Origin of the sequence: Nonomuraea angiospora (genome assembly GCF_014873145.1) — a bacterium.
In the GTDB taxonomy this organism is placed as follows: domain Bacteria; phylum Actinomycetota; class Actinomycetes; order Streptosporangiales; family Streptosporangiaceae; genus Nonomuraea; species Nonomuraea angiospora.
The window spans coordinates 3394452-3419070 of the sequence record NZ_JADBEK010000001.1; the positions used below are offsets into that span (position 1 = coordinate 3394452).

Annotated in this window: 21 protein-coding genes; 4 read left to right on the forward strand and 17 right to left on the reverse strand. The window is 70.4% G+C overall.

The window, feature by feature from the left end:
• Nucleotides 1-3: 3 nt before the first annotated feature.
• Nucleotides 4-1191: a phosphoglycerate kinase gene (locus tag H4W80_RS15430; protein ID WP_318786879.1), complete on the reverse strand. Its 1188-nt coding sequence runs from the start codon at nucleotides 1189-1191 to the stop codon at nucleotides 4-6.
• Between the two features lie 228 nt (nucleotides 1192-1419).
• Nucleotides 1420-2424: a type I glyceraldehyde-3-phosphate dehydrogenase gene (gene gap, locus H4W80_RS15435; RefSeq protein ID WP_192785733.1), complete on the reverse strand. Its 1005-nt coding sequence runs from the start codon at nucleotides 2422-2424 to the stop codon at nucleotides 1420-1422.
• 186 nt (nucleotides 2425-2610) lie between these two features.
• Between gap and H4W80_RS15440 the strand changes: the two genes are divergently transcribed.
• Complete coding sequence (locus H4W80_RS15440) at nucleotides 2611-3252, forward strand: hypothetical protein (protein ID WP_192785734.1); 642 nt, start codon at nucleotides 2611-2613, stop codon at nucleotides 3250-3252.
• Nucleotides 3253-4288: 1036 nt separating this feature from the next.
• Here the strand turns inward: H4W80_RS15440 and whiA are convergent.
• The 7 genes from whiA to H4W80_RS15475 form a co-directional block, all read right to left on the reverse strand.
• Nucleotides 4289-5269, reverse strand: a complete 981-nt coding sequence (gene whiA / locus H4W80_RS15445; RefSeq protein ID WP_138670245.1) for a DNA-binding protein WhiA — start codon at nucleotides 5267-5269, stop codon at nucleotides 4289-4291.
• 71 nt (nucleotides 5270-5340) lie between these two features.
• Nucleotides 5341-6309: a gluconeogenesis factor YvcK family protein gene (locus tag H4W80_RS15450; protein ID WP_192793517.1), complete on the reverse strand. Its 969-nt coding sequence runs from the start codon at nucleotides 6307-6309 to the stop codon at nucleotides 5341-5343.
• 350 nt (nucleotides 6310-6659) lie between these two features.
• Nucleotides 6660-7526, reverse strand: coding sequence for an RNase adapter RapZ (gene rapZ / locus H4W80_RS15455; RefSeq protein ID WP_185077005.1), 867 nt, complete (start codon nucleotides 7524-7526; stop codon nucleotides 6660-6662).
• A gap of 82 nt (nucleotides 7527-7608) precedes the next feature.
• Complete coding sequence (uvrC, locus tag H4W80_RS15460; RefSeq protein ID WP_378526324.1) at nucleotides 7609-9537, reverse strand: excinuclease ABC subunit UvrC; 1929 nt, start codon at nucleotides 9535-9537, stop codon at nucleotides 7609-7611.
• A gap of 87 nt (nucleotides 9538-9624) precedes the next feature.
• Nucleotides 9625-10071: a Rieske (2Fe-2S) protein gene (locus H4W80_RS15465; RefSeq protein WP_192785735.1), complete on the reverse strand. Its 447-nt coding sequence runs from the start codon at nucleotides 10069-10071 to the stop codon at nucleotides 9625-9627.
• 45 nt (nucleotides 10072-10116) lie between these two features.
• A complete protein-coding gene (locus tag H4W80_RS15470) occupies nucleotides 10117-10584 on the reverse strand; it encodes a Rieske (2Fe-2S) protein (protein WP_225963462.1) in 468 nt (155 codons plus the stop codon).
• A 143-nt stretch (nucleotides 10585-10727) separates the two neighbouring features.
• Nucleotides 10728-11144 carry a Rieske (2Fe-2S) protein gene (locus tag H4W80_RS15475; RefSeq protein ID WP_225963463.1) on the reverse strand — a complete coding sequence of 139 codons (417 nt, stop codon included), beginning with the start codon at nucleotides 11142-11144 and terminating at the stop codon, nucleotides 10728-10730.
• Nucleotides 11145-11774: 630 nt separating this feature from the next.
• On the opposite strand from H4W80_RS15475, the gene H4W80_RS15480 reads away from it, so the two are divergent.
• Nucleotides 11775-12503, forward strand: coding sequence for a DUF2306 domain-containing protein (locus H4W80_RS15480; protein ID WP_192785736.1), 729 nt, complete (start codon nucleotides 11775-11777; stop codon nucleotides 12501-12503).
• Between the two features lie 432 nt (nucleotides 12504-12935).
• Here H4W80_RS15480 and uvrA read toward each other — a convergent pair whose 3' ends face one another.
• A complete protein-coding gene (gene uvrA / locus H4W80_RS15485; protein WP_192785737.1) occupies nucleotides 12936-15776 on the reverse strand; it encodes an excinuclease ABC subunit UvrA in 2841 nt (946 codons plus the stop codon).
• A 216-nt stretch (nucleotides 15777-15992) separates the two neighbouring features.
• Here uvrA and H4W80_RS15490 point away from each other — a divergent pair, with 216 nt between their 5' ends.
• Together H4W80_RS15490 and H4W80_RS15495 are read left to right on the forward strand one after the other, a co-directional pair.
• The gene (locus H4W80_RS15490; RefSeq protein WP_192785738.1) at nucleotides 15993-16787 is read left to right on the forward strand and encodes a maleylpyruvate isomerase family mycothiol-dependent enzyme; all 795 of its coding nucleotides are present in this window, start codon (nucleotides 15993-15995) and stop codon (nucleotides 16785-16787) included.
• A complete protein-coding gene (locus tag H4W80_RS15495; protein ID WP_192785739.1) occupies nucleotides 16784-17440 on the forward strand; it encodes an MBL fold metallo-hydrolase in 657 nt (218 codons plus the stop codon). Before H4W80_RS15490 ends, H4W80_RS15495 begins: the two co-directional genes overlap by 4 nt.
• 345 nt (nucleotides 17441-17785) lie before the next feature.
• Here the strand turns inward: H4W80_RS15495 and H4W80_RS15500 are convergent, their stop codons facing one another.
• The 7 genes from H4W80_RS15500 to H4W80_RS15530 form a co-directional block, all read right to left on the reverse strand.
• The gene (locus H4W80_RS15500; RefSeq protein WP_192785740.1) at nucleotides 17786-18058 is read right to left on the reverse strand and encodes a hypothetical protein; all 273 of its coding nucleotides are present in this window, start codon (nucleotides 18056-18058) and stop codon (nucleotides 17786-17788) included.
• A 37-nt stretch (nucleotides 18059-18095) separates the two neighbouring features.
• Entirely contained in the window at nucleotides 18096-18920 is an 825-nt protein-coding gene (gene pssA / locus H4W80_RS15505) for a CDP-diacylglycerol--serine O-phosphatidyltransferase (RefSeq protein WP_192785741.1), read from the reverse strand.
• Entirely contained in the window at nucleotides 18907-19548 is a 642-nt protein-coding gene (locus tag H4W80_RS15510) for a phosphatidylserine decarboxylase (protein WP_192785742.1), read from the reverse strand. Before H4W80_RS15510 ends, pssA begins: the two co-directional genes overlap by 14 nt.
• Before the next feature lie 108 nt (nucleotides 19549-19656).
• The gene (locus H4W80_RS15515; protein WP_192785743.1) at nucleotides 19657-20640 is read right to left on the reverse strand and encodes a TerC family protein; all 984 of its coding nucleotides are present in this window, start codon (nucleotides 20638-20640) and stop codon (nucleotides 19657-19659) included.
• A 177-nt stretch (nucleotides 20641-20817) separates the two neighbouring features.
• Nucleotides 20818-21897, reverse strand: coding sequence for a glycosyltransferase family 4 protein (locus H4W80_RS15520; protein ID WP_225964885.1), 1080 nt, complete (start codon nucleotides 21895-21897; stop codon nucleotides 20818-20820).
• Nucleotides 21898-22067: 170 nt separating this feature from the next.
• Entirely contained in the window at nucleotides 22068-23681 is a 1614-nt protein-coding gene (gene murJ / locus H4W80_RS15525; protein ID WP_192785745.1) for a murein biosynthesis integral membrane protein MurJ, read from the reverse strand.
• A 73-nt stretch (nucleotides 23682-23754) separates the two neighbouring features.
• Complete coding sequence (locus H4W80_RS15530) at nucleotides 23755-24618, reverse strand: hypothetical protein (protein WP_192785746.1); 864 nt, start codon at nucleotides 24616-24618, stop codon at nucleotides 23755-23757.
• Nucleotide 24619 lies beyond the last annotated feature (1 nt).

A 24619-nucleotide genomic window follows, 5' to 3' on the forward strand; every position in this document is an offset into this window, starting at 1 on the left:
AGCTCAGTCCTCCAGGGCCGCGAGTCCGGGGAGGGCCTTGCCCTCAAGGTATTCGAGGCTGGCCCCGCCACCGGTGGAGATGTGCGAGAAACCGTCCTCGGGGAGCTCCAGCTTGCGTACGGCCGCCGCCGAGTCGCCGCCGCCCACCACGGTGAACGCTTCTGAGGTGATCAGCGCCTCGGCCACCGCCCTGGTGCCGCCGGAGAACGCGTCGAACTCGAACACGCCCATGGGGCCGTTCCAGAAGACGGTCCTGGCGTCGGCCAGCTTCGAGGCGAACAGCTCGCGCGTCCTGGGCCCGATGTCGAGCCCCTCCCGGTCGGCCGGGATCTCGGTGGCCGCGACCACGTCGTGCTCGGCGTCCGCCCCGAACGTGACCGCCGCCAGCACGTCGACCGGCAGCACGAGGTCGACGCCGCGCTCGGCGGCCGTGTTGAGGAAGCCGCGCACCTGGTCGAGCTGGTCCTCCTGGAGCAGCGACTTGCCGACCTCGTAGCCCTGGGCCTTGAGGAACGTGTACGCCATGCCGCCGCCGATCAGCAGCCGGTCGACCTTGGTCAGCAGGTTGGCGATGACGCCGAGCTTGTCGGAGACCTTGGCGCCGCCCAGCACCACCACGTAGGGCCGCTCGGGGCTCTCGGTCAGCTTCTTCAGCACCTCGACCTCGGCCACGACCAGCCCGCCCGCCGCGTGCGGCAGCAGCCCGGGCACGTCGTAGACGCTGGCGTGCTTGCGGTGCACCGCGCCGAACCCGTCGCCCACGTAGAGCTCGGCCAGCCCCGCCAGCTTCTCGGCGAACGCCGCCCGCTCGGCGTCGTCCTTGGACTCCTCGCCCGGCTCGTAGCGCAGGTTCTCCAGCAGCGCCACCTCGCCGTCCTGGAGCGTCTCAACCGTGCCACGGGCGCTGTCGCCGACCACGTCGGTCGCGAACGCCACCTCCTGGCCCAGCAGCTCACCCAGCCGCCCGGCCACCGGCCTGAGCGAGTATTTCGGGTCGGCCTTGCCCTTGGGCCTGCCCAGATGGGCACAGACGACGACCTTGGCGCCACGTTCCACCAGCGTCTTGATCGTCGGCACCGACGCCCGGATGCGGCCGTCGTCGGTGATCGTCTCCCCGTCGAGGGGGACGTTGAGGTCGGCGCGCACAAGCACGCGCCGGCCCTTCACGTCGAGATCGTCGAGCGTGCGCATGCTCATGCTCCCTGTCTATGGCCTCCGCTCCGCGGAGGCAGGCTCGGTCGCTTCGAGCCGTCGCCTTCCCTCGTCGCTCCGGTCGCTTCGCTCCCGGCGCTCCTCAGTCCAGGCGACGGCGCTCCCTCGCGAACACATGGGTCCACTCCACGGCGGCGGCTTGATCACTCTGGGCCGTTGCCTCACCCATACGCGCAAGGCAACGGCGTTCCCCACCGGCTTGGTGGGTCAGAGGTCGCGGCCGACCAGCTCGATCAGGTCGGCGAGGCGGTTGGAGTAGCCCCACTCGTTGTCGTACCAGCCGACGACCTTGACCTGGTTGCCGATGACCTTGGTCAGGCCGGCGTCGAAGATGCACGAGGCCGGGTCGGTGACGATGTCGGAGGAGACGATCTCGTCCTCGGTGTAGCTGAGGATGCCCTTGAGCGGCCCCTCGGCGGCGGCCTTGACCGCGGCGTTGACCTCCTCGACGGTGACCTCGCGGCTGACGTCGACGGTGAGGTCGGTGGCCGAGCCGGTGGGGATCGGCACGCGCATGGCGAAGCCGTCGAGCTTGCCCTTGAGCTCGGGCAGCACCAGGCCGATGGCCTTGGCGGCGCCGGTGGAGGTGGGCACCACGTTGAGCGCGGCGGCGCGGGCGCGGCGCAGGTCCTTGTGCGGGCCGTCCTGAAGGTTCTGGTCCTGCGTGTACGCGTGGATGGTGGTCATCAGACCCTTCTCGATGGTGAAGGTGTCGTGAAGGACCTTGGCCATCGGCGCCAGGCAGTTGGTCGTGCAGGAGGCGTTGGAGATGACCGTGTGGCTCGACGGGTCGTAGCTCTTCTCGTTGACGCCCATCACGATCGTGACGTCCTCGTTCTTCGCCGGAGCGGAGATGATGACCTTCTTCGCGCCGTTGTCGGCGTGCACCTTGGCCTTCGTGGCGTCGGTGAACAGACCCGTCGACTCCACGACCACGTCCACGCCGAGGTCGCCCCAGGGCAGCTTGCCCGGGTCGCGCTCCGCGAAGACCTTGATCGCCTTGCCGTCGACCGTGATCTCGTCACTCGTGGCCTTCACCTCGTAAGGCAGGCGGCCGAGGATGCTGTCGTACTTCAGCAGGTGCGCGAGCGTCGCGGTGTCGGTCAGGTCGTTGACCGCGACGATCTCGATGTCCTTGCCGCTGGCGGCGACAGCGCGCCAGAAGTTGCGACCGATGCGGCCGAAGCCGTTGACGCCTACGCGGATGCTCACGGGAACCGATCTCCTCGAAACCAGATGGCGGGCTGAAACCTCAACCACGAACCTTATCGGACCTAAATTGGTTTAGACCACTGCAGGTCCCCGCGTGTGAATCAGCGTTCCGGAGGCACGTTTTGCGAGGTTCGAGTAAAGTGCCCGACTCATCGATGTAAATTCGTGCATTCTCTGGGGGCTGAGATGTCACACAAGCGGTCCGGCCTGCTGCCCGGACTCATTGTAGGCGTGCTATCCGCGCTGGTCAGCGCGGCACTGCTGGGGGCGGCCGTCCTGTTCCAGACCCGCCTGCCCGCCGCCGTGATCGCCTTCGGCAACGGCCATCCGCTGTCGCTGGCCTCGTCTCTCGTGGTCGCCCTGATCGTCGCCCTGGCGATGGGCGCGGTACGACCCCGCAGCATCCTCCTGATCCCCGTGGCCGCGCTGTACGCGGGCGGCGCCATGGCCGCGGGTCAGATCGCCGGCTCGTCGATCATGATCGGCTCCACCCTGCGCACCCCACCCGCCGAACGCGGCCCCGCCGACCTGTCCGACATCACGCTGGACAACTTCTCCGCCGGCCTCCCCTACGCGCCCGCGCTCTACCGGGATCCGCTCTCGGTGTCGTGGGCGGCCTGGCTCTACATCGCCGTGGCCGCCCTCGCCGCACTGCTCCTGCTGACCCTGCGCGTGGCACGGGTCCGCCGCGCCCAGAGGGCCCAGGCGGCCGAGGCCGAGGCGGAGTCGTCGGAGCCGGAGTACCGCGCCCCGTTCGAGCCCGCCCAGGCCCCCACCCCGAAGCCGACGACAGACCTGTTCACTCCCCGCAACCAAACAAAGGACTGAACACCCCGACAGCCCCGGGCCCTACCCCGCTGACAGGACACCCCCCAAGCACCCCCGGCCCACCACCAGGCACACCCAATCGGCCGCCGGCCCGCCACCAGGCGCACCCCAAACCACCGGCCAGCCGACCAACGGGCACACGCAAGCCGCCCGCCAACAGGCACACCCAAGCCGCCCGCCAACCGGCGGCGGGCGCGCCCAAGCCACCGGCAACCCGGCGATAGGCGCACCCCCCGGCACCACCGGCGCCCTCATCACCCCCGGCGACCCGCCGCACGCGCACCACAGCAACCCGGCAACCGGGCACCCGCCGACAGGCGCTCCCAACCGCCCGTCCGCCCAACCACCGGGCGCCAACCACCCAGTGCCCGCCGGCAGCGCCCAGCCCCAGTCAGCGCCCAGCCTCAGTCCGCCCCCGGTTCGGCGCCAACGAGCCAGCCAGGCGCTCCAACCAGCCGCTGGACCGCCCAAGCGCCTGGACCATCCACCATCCAGTCACCCGCACCCAACGGGCCAGTACGCCGCCCCTGGGCCCATCCACGCCGCGCAGGGCCACCGCCGCGCAGGGCCACCGCCGCGCAGAACCACCGCAGCGCAGAGCCACCGGCACCCAGCCCACCAGGCACTCCAGCCACTGGCCGTACAGGCGGCACTGCAGCCATCCCCGCAACGCAACGCAACGCACAGGCCATGGACACCCCTGCCAAGCCGACCACGGAGCCGGCCCAGAATGCGCGTCGTCACGGCGAGCAACCCGTGAGCCTTCACGACCGGCCATGACAGCCGGCCACCCACGTCGGCGCGTGCGGCCCACCGTGCGCAGCCGTAAAGGATGGGCCTGAAGACGAGCGCCCACCGTGCGCAACCGCAAAGCACGCCTGAAGACGAGCGCCCACCGTGCGCAACCGCAAAGCACGCCTGAAGGCCAGCGCCCACCGTGCGCAGCCGCAAATGTGGGCTTGGAGCGCCCCGCAGCAGATGGCAGACCGACCCCACCAGCCACAGCCATGGCATCCGCAGATCTAGGGAGACTCCGTCACGGGGCGAGCATGTCGACGGTGAGGTTGGCCTCGGTGTTGGGGATGCCCAGGTCGGAGGCGCGCTTGTCGGCCATCGCCAGCAACCGCCGGATGCGCCCCGCGATCGCGTCCTTGGTCAGCGGCGGGTCGGCGATCTGCCCCAGCTCCTCCAGAGACGCCTGCTTGTGCTCCACCCGCAGCCGCCCCGCCACCACCAGGTGATCCGGCGCCTCGTCCCCGAGGATCTCCAGCGCGCGCTGCACCCGCGCCCCCGCCGCCACCGCCGCCCGCGCCGACCGCCGCAGGTTGGCGTCGTCGAAGTTGGCCAGCCGGTTGGCGGTGGCCCGGACCTCGCGGCGCATCCGCCGCTCCTCCCAGGCCAGCACGCTGTCGTGCGCCCCCAGGCGGGTGAGCAGCGCGCTGATGGCGTCGCCGTCACGCACCACGACGCGGTCGACGCCGCGCACCTCACGCGCCTTGGCGTGGATCTTGAGCCGCCGCGCCGAGCCCACCAGGGCGAGCGCCGCCTCCGGCCCCGGGCAGGTGACCTCGAGCGACATCGAGCGCCCCGGCTCGGTGAGGGAGCCGTGCGCGAGGAACGCGCCGCGCCAGGCGGCCTCCGCGTCGCAGGCGGCCCCCGCCACCACCTGGCGGGGCAGCCCGCGCACCGGGCGGCCGTGGTTGTCGATGAGACCCGTCTGGCGGGCGAGCGCCTCGCCGTCGCGGTAGACCCGCACGACGTAGCGCGAGCCCTTGCGCAGGCCGGCGGGCGCGAGCACCAGCACCTCGGCCTTGTGCCCGAACACCTCGCCGATGTCTTTGATCAGTCGCCGTGCGGTGGCGTTCGTGTCGAGCTCGGCCTCGATCACGATCCGCCCGCCCACCAGGTGCAGACCGCTGGCGAACCGCAGCAGCGTGGAAACCTCCGCCTTGCGGCAGCACGGCTTCAGCACCGGCAGGCGGCTCAGTTCGTCTTTCACCACACCTGTCATGGCCATGCGTTAGTCCTCTCCCCCATTCAGACCGGCTCTCAGCAGTCTCTCGCACCTTCGCGGCACGCCGACCAGGATCAACGCTTCTGGAGGAAAATCTCGTCCAGGACGGAGGCAAGACGTCGTGGGTCATGCCTCGGGGAGCCGTCCGCGGCAGCCACGTCGGCCATCACGAGCCGCGCGCCGAGCGCCGCCGCGGCCTTGTCCAGAGCGCCGGGGTCGTCCACCACCCCGGTGTCGGCGAGCACGACGTCGATCGACAGGTCGGGAGCGTGCTGCCTGAGCACCTCCAGGTGTTGCTGGGGGGAGAAATCGTCCGTCTCACCCGGCTGGGGCGCCAGGTTGAGCGTGACGAGCCGCTTGGCCTTGGTCGCGTGCAGGGCCCTGGCGAGCTCGGGAACCTTGAGATGCGGCAGCACGCTGGTGAACCACGATCCCGGCCCGAACACCACCCAGTCGGCCTCCAGCACCGCCTCGACCGCCTCGGGCCGCGCGGGCGGATCCTCGGGCACGAGGGAGATCGCCTGCACCCGTCCAGGCGTCAGCGCGCACGCCACCTGCCCGCGCACGGTCGATCTGACGCCGTCGAGCTCCACCTCGGCCACGATGTCGAGCGGCACCGACGCCATCGGCAGCACCCGGCCGTGCGCGCCCAGCAGGCGTCCGACCCAGTCGAGCCCGGCCACGGGGTCGCCGAGCAGCTCCCACAGGGCCACGATGAGCAGGTTGCCGACGGCGTGGCCGTGCAGCTCGCCCTCGCTGCGGAAGCGGTGCTGCACCACCTCGCTCCAGGTGCTGCCCCACTCGTCGTCGCCGCACAGCGCGGCCAGCGCCATCCGCAGGTCGCCCGGGGGCAGCACGCCGAGCTCGCGCCGCAGCCGCCCGCTGGACCCGCCGTCGTCGGCGACGGTCACCACGGCGGTCAACCGGTCGGTCACCATCCGTAATGCGGACAGGGACGCGTAAAGGCCGTGCCCGCCGCCCAGCGCCACGACGTGCGGCCCGAACCCCGAGAAGGATCTCGCGTACGTCCCGCGCTCTGGCACGGGGTTGCCCGCGGCCGGCCGCGCGAGCCGCACCGGACACACGCCGTCCTCCGGGCTCTCGTCACCGCCCACACCAGCCCCCTGAGAACCCAGACTCACATCAGGTCCGTCCGAGTCCGCAGAACCCGAACCCGGCCCGTCAGAACCGGGACTCACACCGGGGCCATCCGAGTCCGAGCTCCCCTCAGAACCTGGACCCACCGCAGCCGGGCCGGGCCCGTCCGAGTCCGAGCTCCCCTCAGAGCCTGGGCCCACCGCAGCCGGGCCGGGCCCGTCCGAGCGGGTCACCGCGCCGCGAAGCTCACCCTCCGCGGACCGCGGCGAACCTGCTGCCGCGAAGTCTTCATCGATCACTCCCGCCCCACATCCCGATGGCTCACCTGGACCTCCATCCCGCGGTCGCGCAGGCGGGCGGCGACCTGTTCGGCCATGGCCACGCTGCGGTGCTTGCCGCCCGTGCAGCCCACCGCGAGCGTCGCGTAGCTCTTGCCCTCGCGCGCGTATCCGGCCGCGACCACCTGCAGGACCTCCTCGTACGCGTCGAGGAACTCCTTGGCCCCCGGCTGCCCGAGGACGTAGTCGCGCACGGGCGCGTCGAGCCCGTTCATCGGCCGCAGGTCCGGCACCCAGTGCGGGTTGGGCAGGAACCGGCAGTCGACCACCAGGTCGGCGTCCACCGGCAGCCCGTACTTGAACCCGAAGGACACGATGTTGAGCCGCAGCCCCGGCCGGTCCTCGCCGCCGAAGTAGGCGACGATCTTGTTGCGCAGGTCGTGCACGTTGTGCGACGAGGTGTCGATCACCAGGTCGGCGTTGGCCCGCACCTCGCGCAGGATCCCCCGCTCCCGGGTGATCCCGTCGACCAGGCGCCCCTCACCCTGGAGGGGGTGCGGCCTGCGGACGTTCTCGAACCTGCGCACCAGCTCCTCGTCGCTGGCCTCCAGGAACACCACCCGCACCCGCACGCCGCGCCCCTCGAGCTCCTCGATGGCCGCGTTGAGGTCGGTGGTGAAGGCCAGGCTGCGCACGTCGACGACGGCCGCCACCTTGTCGGCCGCCAGCTTGACCTTGCCCGCCTCCTCCGCCATCGCGAACAGCAGCCCGGGCGGCAGGTTGTCGATGACGAACCAGCCCAGGTCCTCGAGCGCTTTGGCGGCTGTGCTGCGCCCCGCCCCGGACATGCCGGTGACGATGACGAACGCCGGCTCGGTGCTCATGGCCTCTCTCCGTCCCGCACGCCCTGCCCGGGCGTGCCACCATGGCGGAGGCACCCGGACAGGCCGTGGCATCCTGGCGAGATCATGGTGACTCTCCCTTCAGTGTCGACACGATGACCTCGGCGATGGACGGGCCGATGCCGGGAACCTCGCACATTTCCGCGGCAGTGGCCTCGCGTAGCTTCTTCACGGAGCCGAAGTGTTTGAGCAGCGCCTGCCTGCGCGCCGGCCCGAGGCCGGGCACGCCGTCGAGCGCGCTCTCCTTCACCGTCTTGGACCTCTTGGAACGATGGTAGGTGATGGCGAACCTGTGTGCCTCGTCCCGCACGCGTTGCAGCAGGTAGAGACCCTCGCTTGAACGAGGCATGATCACCGGCTGGTCATCGCCGGGCAACCACACCTCCTCCAGCCGCTTGGCCAGCCCGCACACGGACACGTCGTCGATGCCTAGCTCGTCGAGCGCCCGCTGCGCGGCGGCCGCCTGGGGGCCGGCGCCGTCGACGACGACCAGGTTGGGCGGGTAGGCGAACTTACGTGGTTTGCCGGTCTCCGGGTCGATGGGGCCGTGGCCGGCGTCGTCGTCGGCGGCCAGCTCGCCGGTGGCCGAGCGTTCCTCCAGGTAGCGGCGGAAGCGGCGCATGATCACCTCGTAGATCGAGGCCACGTCGCCCTCCTTGGTCTTGACGGCGAAGCGCCGGTATTCGCTCTTGCGCGCCAGCCCGTCCTCGAAGACGACCATCGACGCCACGACGTTCTCGCCCTGCAGGTGGGAGACGTCGTAGCACTCGATGCGCAGCGGCGCCTGGTCGAGGTCGAGCGCGTCGGCGACCTCCTGCAGCGCCTTGCTGCGGGTGGTCAGGTCGCTGGCGCGGCGGATCTTGTGCTGCGCCAGCGACTCCTTGGCGTTGCGTTCGACGGTCTCCATCAGCGACTTCTTGTCGCCGCGCTGCGGCACGCGCACCTCGACCCGGGCCCGGCGCTGCTCGGTCAGCAGCTCGGCGACCGCGTCGTTGTCGGGCGGCAGCGCGGGCACGAGCACCTCGCGCGGCATCGAGTCGGGGCTCGCCTCGGCATACATCTGGAGCAGGAACTGCTCGACCAGCTCGCCGGGGGAGGTCTCCTCGACCTTGTCGACCACCCAGCCGCGCTGGCCGCGGATGCGGCCGCCGCGCACGTAGAAGACCTGTACGGCGGCTTCGAGCGGGTCCTCGGCCAGCGCGATCACGTCGGCGTCGGTGCCCTCGCCGAGCACCACGGCCTGCTTCTCCAGCGCCCGCTGCAACGCCTGGATGTCGTCGCGCAGCCGCGCGGCGCGCTCGTACTCCTGCTCGCCGGCGGCCTCGCGCATCTCCTTCTCGAGGCGCTTGATGAAGCGGCTGGTGTTGCCCGCCATGAAGTCGCAGAAGTCCTCGGCCAGCTCGCGGTGCTCCTCCGGGCTGACCCGGCCGACGCACGGCGCCGAGCACTTGTCGATGTAGCCGAGCAGGCACGGGCGGCCGATCTGGCCGGCCCGCTTGAACACCCCCGCGCTGCACGTGCGCACCGGGAAGACCCGCAGCAGCAGGTCGACGGTCTCGCGGATGGCCCACGCGTGCGAATAGGGGCCGAAGTAACGCGTGCCCTTGCGCTTGGCCCCGCGCATGACCTGCACGCGCGGGAAGTCCTCGCCCATGGTGACCGCGAGGTAGGGGTAGGACTTGTCGTCGCGGTATTTCACGTTGAAGCGCGGGTCGAACTCCTTGATCCAGGAGTATTCGAGCTGCAGCGCCTCGACCTCGGTGCCGACGACGGTCCAGTCGACGTCGGCGGCCGTGGTCAGCATCGTCTGGGTCCGCGGGTGCAGCGCGGAGAAGTCGGCGAAGTACGAGTTGAGCCGCTGGCGAAGGCTCTTGGCCTTGCCGACGTAGATCACCCGGCCGTGCGCGTCCCTGAACCGGTAGACCCCCGGGGAATCGGGGATCGAACCCGGCTTGGGCCGGAAACTCAAGGGGCTGCCCGCTGATCTCGCCACGTTCAAAGACTAGTAGCCCCCACCGACAAGGTTGCCCGCCGCGCCTTCCCACCAGGCGCGGCGGGCCCTCCCTGAAAAGGGGCCCGATTACGCGAGCGTGATCTGGTCGCCCTCGACCTTGATCTGCTGCGCGGGCAGCGGCTTGTCGGCCGGTCCGTCCTTGACCGACCCGTCCGCGATGGCGAACTTGCTGTTGTGACACGGGCAGACGATCACCCCGTCCGAGACGCTGCCGACCGTGCACCCGTTGTGCGTGCACACGGCGCTGAACGCCTTGAACTCGCCCGAAGTGGGCTGCGTCACCACGATCTTCTGGTCCTTGAAGATCGTCCCACCGCCGACGGGGATGTCGGCGGTCTTGGCCAGCGCCCCACCGGCTTGCGGCGCGCCCGACTGCGGGGCGCTCGACTCGGAGGCGGTGCCGGCGGACTGTGCGGTATCGGTGCCGCCGCCGCAGGCGGTGAGCGCCAGCGCGAGGCCGCCCGCACCGACGCTCGCGAACACTGCGCGGCGGCTCTGAAGGTCATCTCCCATGCGCTCACCCAACCGCACCTAGGTGAGAAATTCATGAGACGCGATCTACGCGAGCTTGATCTTGTCACCGTCCACGGTGATCTTCTTTTCCTCAAGCGGGTCGCTCGCGGGCCCGTCCTTGACGGAGCCGTCGCTGATGCTGAACTTGCTGCCGTGACATGGGCAATTGATCGTCTTGTTCGAGACGGTGGCGACCGTGCAGCCCGCGTGAGTGCAGACCGCCGTGAACGCCTTGAACTCCCCGGCGCTCGGCTGCGTGACCACGATCTTCTCGTTCTCGAAGACCTTCCCACCGCCCTCGGGGATGTCGGCCGTGTCGGCCAGCGCCTTGCCGCCGCTCTTCGCCTCGGCCTTCTTCTTCGGCGACGACGACTCCTCGGTGGGCTCCTCCGCCGGTGGTTCCGCGCTCGCCTCCGTCGTCGGCGAGCCGTAGCTCGCACACGCCGTCAGAACCGCCGCGAGCCCGGCGCCGCCGGCGCCGAGCATCATCGCCCGGCGAGTCGTTTCCGTCATGGTGTGTTCCTCCCAGATTGGCTTTCACTTCAGGTACGGCCAGCGCCCTCGCGCCGGTTCAGCGTGCCCGACCCCAATCCGGTTCTCTACGCATAAGTACGCGTTCACCCCACCGCCTCGCGCCACCACGTCAGGCGGCCGCCTCAGGCGACCACGATGCCGTCACCCTCGACCCTGACCTTGTAGGACGTCAGCGGGGCGGACGCAGGCCCCTTGGTGGCCTTTCCACTGTCGGCGGCGAACTCACTGCCGTGGCAGGCACACCTGATGACGTTCTCCTTGGGAGTGCTGACCGCGCAGCCCTTGTGCGTGCAGATCGAGCTGAACGCCATGAAGACGCCCTGAGTGGGCTGGGTCACCACGACCTGCAGGTCCTCGATCACCTTGCCCCCGCCCACGGGCACGTCGGCGGTCTTGGCGATGACCTTGCCCTTGAGACTCGGCTGAGCCTTGGCGCCTCCCCCACCACACCCCGCCAGCGCCAGCGCGCACGCCGCGACCCCGGCCGCCCCCAGCATCTCGCGCCGCCCGAACCCCGTTTCAGCCCCTGTTTCAGGCATGGCTGCGCCCCGCTCCGTAACCGTCATGAACTGCCGACCCTCCGCGTCCCCGCTGACCCCCTGCAGGTCAGGCCGCTACCGTCACCCAACCTTATTGCCGCCACCCCTCGGTCCCCCCGCCGGGTCGCGCCCCTCAACAACCACCGCAGCCGGGCGCTACACCCCGCAACCAGGCCACTGACACCCCGCAACGTGCCACCCCAGTCGGGCCGGGCCACTAACGCCCCGCAACGGCGGCCCCCGCAGGGCACTAACGCCCCGCCACGACCGCCACCGCGCGGCGCGACTGTGAGCACCCTCACCCACCCGCAATCATCGACACCGACGAGCAGCCCAGCTGCTTCCCAGCCACCCCGCCAACGAGAAGACACCCGGCAGTCCCCAGCCGCTCAACCAGCAAGGCGACCCACAACCGTCCCCCAGCCTCGCGCCCCGATGGCCCCCCGCCGCCGCACCAGCGAGGCGACCCAACAGCCCCAACCACGCCCACCAGCGAAACTGCCCAACAGCCCCACAACCGCCCGCATTCCGGCGGTCGTTTACCGAGACGAGAACTCGACTACCGCCCGGAGTGATCTGCGGTCAGCGGGCGGTAGGCCGATGGTCAGCGCCGAAGCCCACCCTGCCCGTATGACGCTCACGACAGAACGCCCGACCACACCCCCCGTCAGACCCCGCTGGTGGCGGCGTCCCTGGGTGGCCCCTCTGGCGGTGGTGGCGATCGCGTTCGTCGCCTTCTCGCTGCCGCCGTACCTCTCCATGAATCCGACCATGTCCCGCGTGCCCGCCCCTGACTTCTTCCCGCCGCACTTCGCGGTGCTGTCCCTGCACGTGATCTTCGGCTCGATCGCGATGATCACGTGCTGCCTGCAGATCTGGCCATGGTTCCGCCAGCGCTATCCCCAGGCTCACCGCCGGATCGGCCGCGTGTACGTCTTCGGCGGCTGCCTGCCCAGCGGCGTGCTGGGCCTGATCGTGTCGGTGACCACGCCGTACTTCGGCCCGGTGACGGCGGCCAGCGGCGTCGTACTCGCATCCCTCTGGGTGGCCTGCACGCTGGCGGGCTGGCGGATGGCCAGGCAGCGCAGGTTCGTCGACCACCGCCGGTGGATGGTCCGCAGCTTCGCCCTGACCCTGTCCATCATCACGAACCGCCTCTGGGGCGTCGTGTTCGTCATCGCCCTGTCGCCCGAGCTGGAGACGACCTTCCACGGCGACGAGGCGCTGATGGCGAGCACGGTGAGCGCGCTGAGCGCGTGGCTGGGCTGGGTGCTGCCGCTGCTGTTCGCCGAGTGGTGGCTGGAACGCGGCGACGCCGCCAAGCGCCGCGCCCGCGCCGCCGGCCGCCAAGCAGCCTGAACATACAGTTCACCCCGCTACCGCCCTGCGCAGTACTCCAACTTCCCCAGTTACTACGCCCCGCACGCAAGCCAGCACCGGCATGGCACCCACCTCCGTCCGCAGGCCGCCCGCCCGTGCACACCCGCCCACTTAGGCACCCACTTCACGCGTAACCACGCATATCGCCAGGCACCAGCACTCAGCAGGTGCCATGCGTGTTGCCACGACGCGCCCGGACACCCGCATCCGCCCGGCAACGTCCCGGCACGCCCCGGACCCGTTCCATCCGGCCGCCCTCCCGGACCGCTGCACCCGCACCAGCGTTCCGCGCGCGTGCCGCGTCGGGGGCCCGCCACCGGCCCCCCGATCGGCCACACCGCCAGAAACTGCCGCTCGATCGGCCACACCGCCAGAACTGCCGCCCGCACGAGGAAACTCCCCGTGCGGCGCTCAGAAGGAGAGGATCTTCCGCAGGAAGCGGCCCGTGTGACTCTCGTCCACCAGCGCCACCTCCTCAGGCGTCCCGCTGGCGACCAGCGTCCCACCCCGGGACCCGCCCTCGGGCCCCATGTCGATGATCCAGTCGGCGGTCTTGATCACATCGAGGTTGTGCTCGATCACGATCACCGTGTTGCCGCCGTCGACCAGCCGCCCGAGCACCCCCAGCAGTCGCCGGATGTCCTCGAAGTGCAGTCCGGTCGTCGGCTCGTCCAGCACGTAGATCGTCCGCCCGGTCTGCCGCCGCTGGAGCTCCGAGGCGAGCTTGACGCGCTGCGCCTCACCGCCGGACAGCGTGGTCGCGGGCTGCCCGAGCCGTACGTAGCCCAGACCCACGTCGTTGAGCGTCTGCAGGTGACGCTTGATCGCCGGGATCGCCTCGAAGAAGCCCAGGGCCTCCTCGATCGGCATGTCGAGCACCTCGGAGATCGTCTTGCCCTTGTAGTGGACCTCCAGCGTCTCCCTGTTGTAGCGGGCGCCGTGGCAGACCTCGCAGGGGACGTAGACGTCCGGCAGGAAGTTCATCTCGATCTTGATGGTGCCGTCGCCCGCGCACGCCTCGCAGCGCCCGCCCTTGACGTTGAAGCTGAAGCGCCCGGGCTGGTAACCGCGCATCTTCGCCTCGGCGGTGGCCGCGAACAGCTTGCGGACGTGGTCGAACACGCCCGTGTACGTGGCCGGGTTGGAGCGCGGCGTGCGCCCGATCGGCGACTGGTCGACGTGGACGACCTTGTCCACGTGGTCCATGCCGTTGATCCGCGAATGCCGCCCCGGCACCGTGCGGGCGCCGTTGAGCTCCTTGGCCAGCGCGTTGTAGAGGATGTCGTTGACCAGCGTCGACTTGCCGGACCCCGACACACCCGTGACCGCCGTGAACACGCCCAGCGGGAAGTCGATGTCGACACCCTTCAGGTTGTGCTCGCGCGCCCCCTTGACCGTGATCTGCCGCTTCCGGTCGCGCTTGCGGCGCTTGGCCGGGATCGCGATGCTCTTGCGCCCGGACAGGTACTGGCCGGTCAGCGACTCCTCGCTGCTCAGGAGGTCCTGAACGGTGCCGGACACGACGACCTGGCCGCCGTGCTCACCGGCGCCGGGGCCGATGTCGACCACCCAGTCGGCCGCCGCGATCGTGTCCTCGTCGTGCTCGACCACGATCAGCGTGTTGCCCATGTCGCGCAGCCTGACGAGGGTGTCGAGCAGCCGCATGTTGTCGCGCTGGTGGAGCCCGATGGACGGCTCGTCGAGCACGTACAGGACGCCGACCAGGCCGGAGCCGATCTGCGTGGCGAGCCTGATGCGCTGGGCCTCGCCGCCCGCCAGGGTGGCGGCGGCGCGGTCCATGGTCAGGTAGTCGAGGCCGACGTCGAGCAGGAAGCCCATGCGGGCGTTGATCTCCTTGACCACCCGCTCGGCGATGTGCATGTCGCGGTCGGACAGCTTGAGCCCGGCCAGGAACTTCGCGCACTCGCCGATCGACATGGCCGCGACCTCGGCGATCGACTTGTCGGCGACGGTGACCGCCAGCGTGACCGGCTTGAGCCTGGCGCCCTTGCAGGCCGGGCACGGGATCTCCCGCATGTAGCCCTCGAACCGCTCGCGGGTCGAGTCGCTCTCCGCCTCGGCGTGCCGGCGCTGCACCCACGGGATGACGCCGTCGTAGGTGGTGTAGTAGGAGCGCTGGCGGCCGTAGCGGTTGCTGTAGCGTACGTGGACCTGCTCGTCGTGCCCGTACAGCAGCGACTTCTGCGCCTTCTTCGGCAGCTTCTCCCACGGCGTGTCGAGGGTGAACCCGACCGCGTGGCCGAGCGCCTCGATCAGCCTGACGAAGTATTCGCTCGTGTGGCCGCCGGACCAGGGGTGGAGCGCGCCGTCGCCGAGCGTGCGCTCGGGGTCGGGCACCACCAGGTCAGGGTCCACCTCCATCTTCGTGCCGAGGCCCGTGCACTCGGGGCAGGCGCCGAACGGGGAGTTGAACGAGAACGAGCGCGGCTCCAGCTCCTCGAACGACAGGTCGTCGTAGGGGCAGTAGAGGTGCTCGGAGTAGAACCGCTCCCGGTTGGGGTCGTCCTCCGGCAGGTCGACGAACTCGAGCGTGATCGTGCCGCCGGACAGCTGCAGCGCGGTCTCGACCGAGTCGTTGAGCCGGCGCCGCGCCGACTCCTTGACCGACAGGCGGTCGACGATGACCTCGATGTCGTGCTTCTCGTACTTCTTCAGCGTCGGCGGCTCCTCCAGCCGCACGACCGTGCCGTCGACCCTGGCCCTGGCGAACCCCTTGGTCTGCAGCTCGCGGAACAGCTCGGCGTATTCGCCCTTGCGGCCCCTGATGACCGGCGCGAGCACCTGGAAGCGGGTGCCCTCCTCCAGGTCCATCACGCGATCGACGATCTGCTCGGGCGTCTGCCTGGCGATCGGCCGCGCGCACACCGGGCAGTGCGGCTTGCCGATGCGCGCCCACAGCAGCCTCAGATAGTCGTAGACCTCGGTGATCGTGCCGACGGTCGAGCGCGGGTTCTTGCTGGTGGCCTTCTGGTCGATCGACACGGCGGGCGACAGGCCCTCGATGAAGTCGACGTCGGGCTTGTCCATCTGGCCGAGGAACTGGCGGGCGTAGGCCGACAACGACTCGACGTAGCGCCGCTGCCCCTCAGCGAAGATCGTGTCGAAGGCCAGGCTCGACTTCCCGGAGCCGGACAGGCCGGTGAAGACGATCAGTGAGTCTCGCGGCAGGTCGAGCGAGACGTCCTTGAGGTTGTGTTCTCGTGCACCACGCACGATCAGGCGGTCTGCCACGGCGATCCCGGAGGTCAAAAGGCGGATAGGTCCACGGGGGATGGTAGACGGAGGCTCCGACAATTTCGGCGGACCGTTGCCCGGCCCCCGAAAATCCGTCCTTCACAGGTTACGGCCATCTCCGACCCCGGCAGGAGCCCTTCCACATTCAACCAGCTGACCTGCGGCTTTATGCCGGACACCAGCCCACGCCCCCAAATGATGAAATATCCAGACATGACCGTCCTACTCGCGCTGCAGGCCGAACTGGCCTCAGCCACCGGCCGGCTGCTGGCCACGGCCGCGTCCCTGTCCGACGCCGATCTCGCCGCGCCCTCCCTCCTGCCCGGCTGGACCAGGGGACACGTGCTCGCCCACGTCGCGCAGAACGCCGACTCCCACCTCAACCTCCTGACCTGGGCCAAGACCGGCGTCAAAATCCCACAGTACGCCTCCTACGAGGCCAGGACCGCCGCGATAGAGGCCGCCGCGGCCCATCCCGCCGCCCGGCACCTGGCCGATCTGCAGGAGGGCGCCGCCCGCCTGGTCACCGCCGTCCGCGACCTGCCGCAGGAGCGCTGGTCCGCCCGGGTGGCGGGCATGCGCCCGCCCGAGCACCCCGCCTGGTACCTCCTGGTACGCCGCCTGCGCGAGATCGGCCTCCACCACGTGGACCTGGCCGCCGGGTACGGCCCCGCGGACTGGCCCGAACCGTTCGTCCTGCGCGAACTCCACGACTGCCGCGCCTGCTGGCCGCACGCCCGCAGCACGGTGAGCGAGATCGTGCTCAAGAATCCGTCGGGCGAGATCGCCGCCAGATGGCCCGGCCTCGGCTCCGGTCCCGCGGTCGAGGGCGCCCCGGCCGACATGCTGGCCTGGCTGACCGGCCGGTCGAGTGGTCAGGGCGTTACGCTGGTGCCAGTGGGGCAGTCGTTCACGCCCGAGGGCGCGGGCCTTCCGGAGCCGCCGCCGTGGCTGACGATGCCGGCCCCCGCTGATCTGCCCACGACACCCCCGAAGGACTACCCATGACCTACACAGGTGACGTCCAGGTCGGCGGTCCCGCCGACGTGCGCGAGCTGCCCGCGCTCACGATCTACAAGCTCGCCGTCGGCCCGTTCGACAACAACGCGTACCTGCTGCGCTGCACGGAGACCGGCGACGGGCTGCTGATCGACGCGGCCGCCGACGCAGACCGGCTGCTCGCCCTGATCTCCGACGGGCCGGTTCGCTCGATCGTCACGACCCACCAGCACGGCGACCACTGGCAGGCGCTGGAGCAGGTGACCAAGGTCACCGGCGCCCAGGTGATCGCCCACCCGCTCGACGCGCCCGCCCTGCCCGTGCCGGTGGACCGCACGGTCGAGCACGGCGACACGATCACCGTCGGCGCCGTCCCGCTGGAGGTCATCCACCTGCGCGGCCACACGCCGGGCTCGATCGCCCTGCTGTACGACGGCGGCGAGGCGGGGCACCACCTGTTCACGGGCGACTCGCTGTTCCCCGGCGGCGTCGGCAACACGCAGAAGGACCCGCAGCGCTTCACCCAGCTCTACAACGACGTGGTGGAACGCATCTTCGACCGCCTCCCCGACGAGACCTGGGTCTACCCGGGCCACGGCAAGGACACCACCCTCGGCACCGAACGCCCGTCCCTCCCGGAGTGGAAGGCCCGCGGCTGGTGATTTAGACACCACTTCACGGCTGTTCACTGTTTGAACGGACTTGCGCGGCCTGCCACGCGGGGATGACCGCCTGCAAGCGAGGAACGCCTCTTCCGACGGAGGTATCACGCTCTCGATGCCGCCGTGGTCAGGGCTCACCACCGAGCCGGCCCAGAATGCGCGTCGTCACGGCGAGCAACCCGTGAGCCTTCACGACCGGCCATGACAGAGGGCCACCGACGTCGGCGCGTGCGGCCCACCGTGCGCAGCCGTAAAGGATGGGCTTGAAGACCGGCGCGCGGCCCACCGTGCGCAGCCGTAAAGGATGGGCTTGAAGACCACCGTGCGCTGCCGTAAAGGATCGGCTTATTGGCGGCGGAGGACGTGGAGGATGCGGTCGGCGGCGAGGGCGGGGTCGTCGGCCAGGCCGACGAGCTCGCCCCACGACCACCGATAGAACCATCCCTCTGACATCGGCACGCAGTCGACGGTCTCCGCCAGCAGCGCCGTGTCGGGATCGCTGATCCGCAACGCGGGCGGGTAGGGCCGCAGCGTGGCCGTCAGCCCGCGTTGCTCCAGCTCTGTGGCCAGCTTGCCGAGATAGTACGTGCGCGTGTGCTCGCGCGGCGTAGCCGACATGGCTCCATCAAAGCCGAAGTAAGACGAAAAATCCCGGTCAGTTGTTAATACGTTCGGCTTCGCGGCGCTGCTCCCGCTTGTAGACCAGCACCCGCAGAGGGATCGCCGCCACGAGCGCGATCTGCATGCTCGCGCCGATCTTGATCGGCATGTCGCCGCCCTCGGGCCAGGCCACCCAGAAGGTCAGGAACGCCACGTTCACCATGATCCAGCCCAGAACCCCCGCCAGGAGCTGGCCCTTCGGCTTCGGGTACTCGATCCGGCTGACCATCAGCCACGCCACGGCGAGCACCGCCAGCAGGGACCAGAAGCTCGGCTGGAACAGCAGCACGATGGAGATCACCGTCATGGCCCCCATGGGGATGGGCAGGCCCATGAAGTCGCCGCTCTTGGTCTTGACGCAGGCGAACCTGGCCAGGCGTACGACGCCGGCCACCAGCACGGCCGCGGCCGCCCCGACCACCATCGGGAACGGCACCTGGTCGGTGAACCCGCCCCAGATCACGACCATGAACGCGGGCGCGAACCCGAAGCTGATGACGTCGGCCAGGTTGTCGAGCTCGGCGCCCATCGCGGAGGCGCGGAAGCGCCGCGCGACGAGGCCGTCGAACAGGTCGCACGTCGCGCCGATGAGCAGCAGCACGATGGCGGTGGCGAAATAGCTGGGAGCGGGCGCGAAATGACCGCCGGCGACCTTCAGCTGCTGGATCGCGGAGTACGCCAGAACACACACCGCGAGGAACCCGCAGACCGCATTGCCCAGCGAGAGGGAGTCCGCGGCCGACAGGCGGAACGCCTTGCCGACGGGACCCCGAGGTTCTTCCTCATCCGCCTGCCAGCTGCCGGCGTCAGCCGCGGTCAATTCTGGTCACCCCCGCAACCGTCTTCTCACCCACGGACACCGCGGGAGAGATCCCTTCGGGCAGGTAGATGTCGACGCGCGAGCCGAACCTGATGAGCCCGATCCGCTCGGCCTGCGCCACCTTCGCGCCACCGCTCACGTACGGCACGATCCTGCGCGCCACCGCGCCCGCGATCTGCACCATCTCGATGTCGCCCAGCGCGGTCTCGAAATGCCACACCACGCGTTCGTTCTGGTCGCTGTCCTTGTTGAACGCCGGCAGGAACCCACCTGCCACATGCTGCACGGAGGTGACATTTCCCGCAAGAGGGGCCCGATTGACGTGTACGTTCAGCGGGCTCATGAAGATCGCGACCCGGGTGCGGCCGTCCGGCCAGGGGTCGATGCTCTGCACCACGCCGTCCGCCGGCGACAGGATGCGTCCCTCGCCGGGAGTGCGGTCAGGGTCGCGGAAGAACCAGAGCATGCCGCCGGTGAGAGCGCTCAGCGGCACCGCCGCGAGCGCCCAGCGCCGGTCTCGGCGCGTCAGCAGCGCGGTGGCGGCCGCCGCGGCCACCGTCGGGAGGAGCCACGGGGAGACCCCGCGTGCGAGCCTGACGCGGCTCGACTTGGCAGAATCGTCTGACACGAACAACCTTTGATGGTGACTGGATTGGGCGCTTTGCCGTGATGTTACAGAACTAGCAACTATTACACGGCACAACTACACAAGCAAAGCGCCTCGAAGCCCTTTTCGCTAGACCTGCTCCGGGTGCGGTTCCTCGCCCTTGCGCGCGTCGATGCGGGCCTTGATCAGGCTGGCCACGGTGGTGATGACCATGGTGGCGCCGATGACCGAGAGCGACACCCAGATGGGAATTTCGGGCGCCCAGGAGACATGGCTGGCGTGCAACGCCTCCAATATCAGCTTAACCCCGATGAACCCCAGGATGAACGCCAAACCATAGCTGATGTAGACCAGTCGCTGCAGCAGCCCGCCCAGCAGGAAGTAGAGCTGACGCAGTCCCATCAGGGCGAACGCGTTGGCCGTGAAGACGATGAACGGGTCCTTGGTGAGCCCGAAGATCGCCGGAATCGAGTCGAGCGCGAAGAGCAGGTCGGTGCTTCCGATCGCGACCATCACGATGAGCATCGGGGTCACCATGCGCCTGCCGTCGATCTTGACGGTGACCTTGGAGCCGACGTACCCGTCGGTGGTGGGGAAGGCCCTGCGCACCCACCTCAGCACGACGTTCTCGTTGAACTCCTCTTCCTCGCCCTTGAGGTGCTGGCGGATGAGGTTGATCGCGGTGTAGACGAGGAAGGCGCCGAACACGTAGAAGAGCCAGCTGAAGCGCTCCAGGGCGGCGGCCCCGAGCGCGATGAAGATACCGCGCATCACCAGCGCGAGCAGGATGCCCACGAGCAGCACCTTGTGCTGGTATTCGCGTGGCACGGCGAATCTGCTCATGATGATGAAGAAGATGAACAGGTTGTCGACGCTCAAGCTGTATTCGGTGATGTAGCCGGCGAAGAACTCACCGGCCTTGTCTCCACCGACCGTGGCCCACAGGAGCACCCCGAACACAATGGCGAGGGCGACATAGAAGGTCACCCAGTATCCGGCCTGCCGCATGGAGAACTCTCGGGCTTCTCCACGGTCGACTATCCACAAGTCAATGGCGAGGACGACAAGGAGACCGCCGATCACGGCGATCCAGGCCCACACGGGTACAGTCACGTCAAGACCCTCCGGCATGCACGACTCATTGCCGGAGGTCTCTCCCGCCCGCTGAAAACCGCGGACCGGCAGCCCCGGGGGCCCCGTGGAGCGGGGCTGCACCGTGATGACGAGGCTGTCGCGAAGGGATACTCCCCTCCCTAACCCAGGCAGTATATGAGAACCGTTCGGCGCGGCCTAATCATCCTTTGGATCTTGACCACCGTAAACGGCCAGCACGCTCTCGACGGCGTCGTCCTCCCCGGGCATCTCCCGCCCCCGCCGCACAGCCGCCGCGGCCAGCGTTTCCGCAGCTCCAGGCACTACAAGCGCCTGTACGGCCCGGCGCAGCGCCTCGACGTCGCCGGACGGGACCAAGATCCCGGCATCTCCCAAAATTTCTGGAATCCCACCCACATCAGAGGCGATTGCCGGCGTTCCCGACATGAGCGCCTCGCGGAGGGTCAGCGGCTGCCCCTCCCACCGGCTCGGCATCACCAGCGCGACGGCGGCCCCGAGCAGGTCGGGCACGTCGTCCCGGTTGCCCAGCAGCACCACGGGCAGGCTCTCGGCCTGGATCCTGCTCTGCAGCTCCCCGCGCAGCGGCCCGTCCCCCGCGACCACGAACAACGGCTGCCCGGACGGCCACGGCCCGGCGGCGACGTCGAGCAGCGTCTCGAGCCCCTTCTGCTGGGCCAGCCGGGCGACCGTCAGCAGCACCGGCCGGTCGCCCGCGCCCAGCTCGTTCCTGACCTGCCGCGGTGTGCGCTCCGCCGGCCGGAGCCCGGGCGCGGGCACCACGGCGGCCCGCACGTCGCGGGCCCCGAGCCGGGCCATGCCCGCGCCGAGGTCCGGTGAGACGACGAGCACGTGATCGGCCCGCCTCGCCACGATGCGCTCCAGGACGCCGTAGACGAGCCCGACGAACCCTGCGGCGGTCAGCGCGTTGTGCAGGGTGACCACCAGCCGGGACTTGCCCCGCTTCCCGAGGGCGGCCAGTGCCCCGGCCCGCAGCCCGTGGGCGTGGACGACGTCGGCGTCCCGGGTCAGCCGCCCGATGGCGAGCGCGGTGCGCAGGTCGTTCGCGGGGTGCGGCCGGTCAGAGACGGCCACCTCCGCGAACCGCGCGCCGGCACGGCCGTAGGAGAACTGCTCCTCGACGCTGCGCGGCCCGATGACGGCCACCTGGTGCCCGCGCCGCACCAGCCCTTCGACCAGCATCCGGACATGCCGTCCGGTGCCGCCGGACGTGGTGCCCAGCACGAAAGCCACCCGCAAAGCCCGCTCCTTCCTCACCGCTCCCGACCGCCGGGCCATGGAACACCCCGCCCAACCTGACCCGCTCAGGCCGCCCGCCTCAGCCCTTGCCCGCCTCAAACCCAGCCGCGCCAGCCTCACCTGCCTCAAACCCGGCCAGCTCAACCCGGCCTGACTCAACCCCTGCCCACTTAACCCCGCCCGCTCCTGCGCAGCAGCCCGGCCACGGCATCGGCGTCCGCCCGATCGACCAGGGCCACGACCACGGCCCCCACCACCAGCGCGACGACGGCGGCCAGGACCGTGACCCCCACGTTGGGCCAGATGCCGCTCGCCCCGACCAGCTCCACCACACCGGCCCCGGCCAGGTAACCCAGGAACCCGCCCCCGGCCGCCGCGGCCGCCGCCCGGGGCAGGCCCGCCACCGCCGCGCTCCCCCGGTCGCGGACCACGGAACCGAGCAGCAGCGCCCCGCCCACGCTCATGCCGACGCTCATGCCGAGCGCCAAGCCGCCGATCTTCCACCCCGCCGGCAGGACCAGCGCGAAGATCACCTGCGCGACCGCCGCCACCACCCACGCCGTCACGGTCCCCGTGGCGACCGCCCGGCTGCGGCCGGCCGCGTAGAGCACCCGGCTCAGGTGAGCGATGAGCCCATATCCGACCAGGCCAGGCGCGAACAGCGCGATGGCGCGGGCCAGCTCCACCGGGGACACGACGGTCTTGAACCCGAGGAACACCACGGCGCCCGGCCCCGAGGCGGCGGCCAGCACCCCGGCGGCCAGCCCGGACACCAGCACCACGGCCCGCGTGGTGCGCGCCGCCAGCTCGGCGAACGCCCGCGGCTCGCCGGCCCGCGCGGACAGCCGGGGGAAGGCGCTGGTGGCGATGGGCACGGCCAGCACCGCGTACGGCACCAGGTAGATCGCCCACGCGTAGTTGTAGACGACGATGGCGCCGGTGCCGATCGCGTTGTTCGACAGCACCAGCACCACGATCATGGCGGCCTGCTGGGCGAGGAGCCCGGCGATCCCGGCGAAGGCGAGCCGGCGCACCTGCCCGGCCACCCCGTCGGGGAAGCGCAGGGTGGGCCGCCATCTCAGCCCCAGCCGGGCCGTGGGCCCGATCACGGCCAGCACCAGGGACAGCACCCCCAGGCTGGTCCCCAGCGACAGCGCCAGCTCGGCCGGGCCCAACAGTGGCTCCGGGTTGCTGTCACCGCCGCTGAGCGGCACGAACAGCAGGTAGGCCACGATGACCACGATGCTGGACACGAGGGGCGCGACCGCGGGCCCGGCGAAGCGCTTGTGCGCCTGCAGCACGCCGTAGAGCACGACGGCGACGCCGTAAAGAGGGATCTGGGGCGCGAAGACGACCAGCATCCGGCTGGCGACCGCCGTCACCACGCCCATGTCGCACCCCTCGATGGGGGAGCCGAAGAACAGCCCGATGACCGGCCCGGCGAACAGCGCGGTGAGCACGGCCAGCGGGACGAGCACCACGACCACCCACGTCAGCAGCGCCGAGCTGATCCGGCCCACCCGCTCGCCGGTCTCCCGGTCGTCGTCCGAGGCGCGGGCGGCGAGCACCGGGACGACCATCCCGGCCAGGGCCCCGCCGACGACCACCTCGAACACGATGTTGGGGATCTGGTTGGCCGTCATGTAAGCGGTCGAGAGGCAGTTGGTCCCCACCGTCTGGGCGAAGGCGTACTGCTTGGCGAACCCGGCGACGCGGGCCAGCACCGTGATGGCCCCGATGAGCATGGCGCCGCCCGCGACCCCGCGCGCCGTCACCACTGCCACCCGGCCTCCCCAGCCCCGCACCCGATCGTGCCGACGCAGAACATCCTGGCAGGTCGTACCGACAAACGAGCGGTCACACAGGGTCGGCCGGACGGCGGCCGAGCATGTCGAGGCGGTTGAGCACGGGGTTCGCGGCGATGACCTTGGTGAAGCTGACCTTCTCCGCAGCGGCGGTCAGCGCCACGACGGTGCCCAGCAGCACGTAGCGGCCGGGACGGCCCAGCTTGGTGACGGCGGCGAGCCCGAGCAGGGCGCCCAGGGAGTTGGCCCCGGCGTCGCCGAGCATGGCGCGCTCGCCCAGGTCGTCCGGCAGCAGCGCCGCGGCGGCTCCCAGCGGCACGGCGGCCAGCGCCGCGGCGGCGGGCGAGTCGCGGAAGAGGGAGGCGGCCAGCAGCGGCCCGCCGGCCAGCAGGCCCACCTTGATGGCCCGGCCGGGGCGCAGGTCGAAGAGATTGGCGAGGTTGGCGGCGCCGGCGATGGCGGCGCCGTTGACCAGGGTGTCGACCGGTCCCTGCGAGACGAGGGCGGCGGCGCCGAGCCCGGTGGCGCCGATGCCGAGGATCTTGACGGCGCCGCTGGTGACCTCGCCCCGGGCGAGCGCGGTCAGGTGGCCCTTGAAGCCTTTGGACGACGTGGTGCCGTACAGGTCGTCGTAGGCGCCGAGCGCGCCGCTGCCCGCGCCCGCGACGAGCGCGGCCAGGCGCAGCCGCCCCGGCAGGCCGGGCGTGAGCGCGGCCGCCGTGCTGGCCCCGGCCACGAACGAGGGGCCCTCGAGCAGCGTGATGGGCTCGCCGCGGTGGTTCTTGCGCGTCCAGCGGCCGCTCAGGTCGGCCGGCCTGTTGCGGGTGAACGCGGCGTACGCGACGCGGGCGGCCGCAGCGCCGATCGCGGCACCGGCGAGCGCGTAGAGGAGACCACGGGCCTGGGTGGCAGGCATG

Excerpts from the sequence above, each read along its gene's own strand:
- H4W80_RS15480 (WP_192785736.1), top strand. The coding sequence starts at position 11,775 with ATGACGCTCACGACAGAACGCCCGACCACACCCCCCGTCAGACCCCGC.
- rapZ (WP_185077005.1), bottom strand. The coding sequence starts at position 7,526 with ATGAGCACCGAGCCGGCGTTCGTCATCGTCACCGGCATGTCCGGGGCG.
- H4W80_RS15475 (WP_225963463.1), bottom strand. The coding sequence starts at position 11,144 with ATGCCTGAAACAGGGGCTGAAACGGGGTTCGGGCGGCGCGAGATGCTG.
- H4W80_RS15500 (WP_192785740.1), bottom strand. The coding sequence starts at position 18,058 with ATGTCGGCTACGCCGCGCGAGCACACGCGCACGTACTATCTCGGCAAG.
- H4W80_RS15470 (WP_225963462.1), bottom strand. The coding sequence starts at position 10,584 with ATGACGGAAACGACTCGCCGGGCGATGATGCTCGGCGCCGGCGGCGCC.
- H4W80_RS15530 (WP_192785746.1), bottom strand. The coding sequence starts at position 24,618 with ATGCCTGCCACCCAGGCCCGTGGTCTCCTCTACGCGCTCGCCGGTGCC.
- H4W80_RS15430 (WP_318786879.1), bottom strand. The coding sequence starts at position 1,191 with ATGCGCACGCTCGACGATCTCGACGTGAAGGGCCGGCGCGTGCTTGTG.
- H4W80_RS15495 (WP_192785739.1), top strand. The coding sequence starts at position 16,784 with ATGACCTACACAGGTGACGTCCAGGTCGGCGGTCCCGCCGACGTGCGC.
- H4W80_RS15465 (WP_192785735.1), bottom strand. The coding sequence starts at position 10,071 with ATGGGAGATGACCTTCAGAGCCGCCGCGCAGTGTTCGCGAGCGTCGGT.
- H4W80_RS15440 (WP_192785734.1), top strand. The coding sequence starts at position 2,611 with ATGTCACACAAGCGGTCCGGCCTGCTGCCCGGACTCATTGTAGGCGTG.
- whiA (WP_138670245.1), bottom strand. The coding sequence starts at position 5,269 with ATGGCCATGACAGGTGTGGTGAAAGACGAACTGAGCCGCCTGCCGGTG.
- H4W80_RS15490 (WP_192785738.1), top strand. The coding sequence starts at position 15,993 with ATGACCGTCCTACTCGCGCTGCAGGCCGAACTGGCCTCAGCCACCGGC.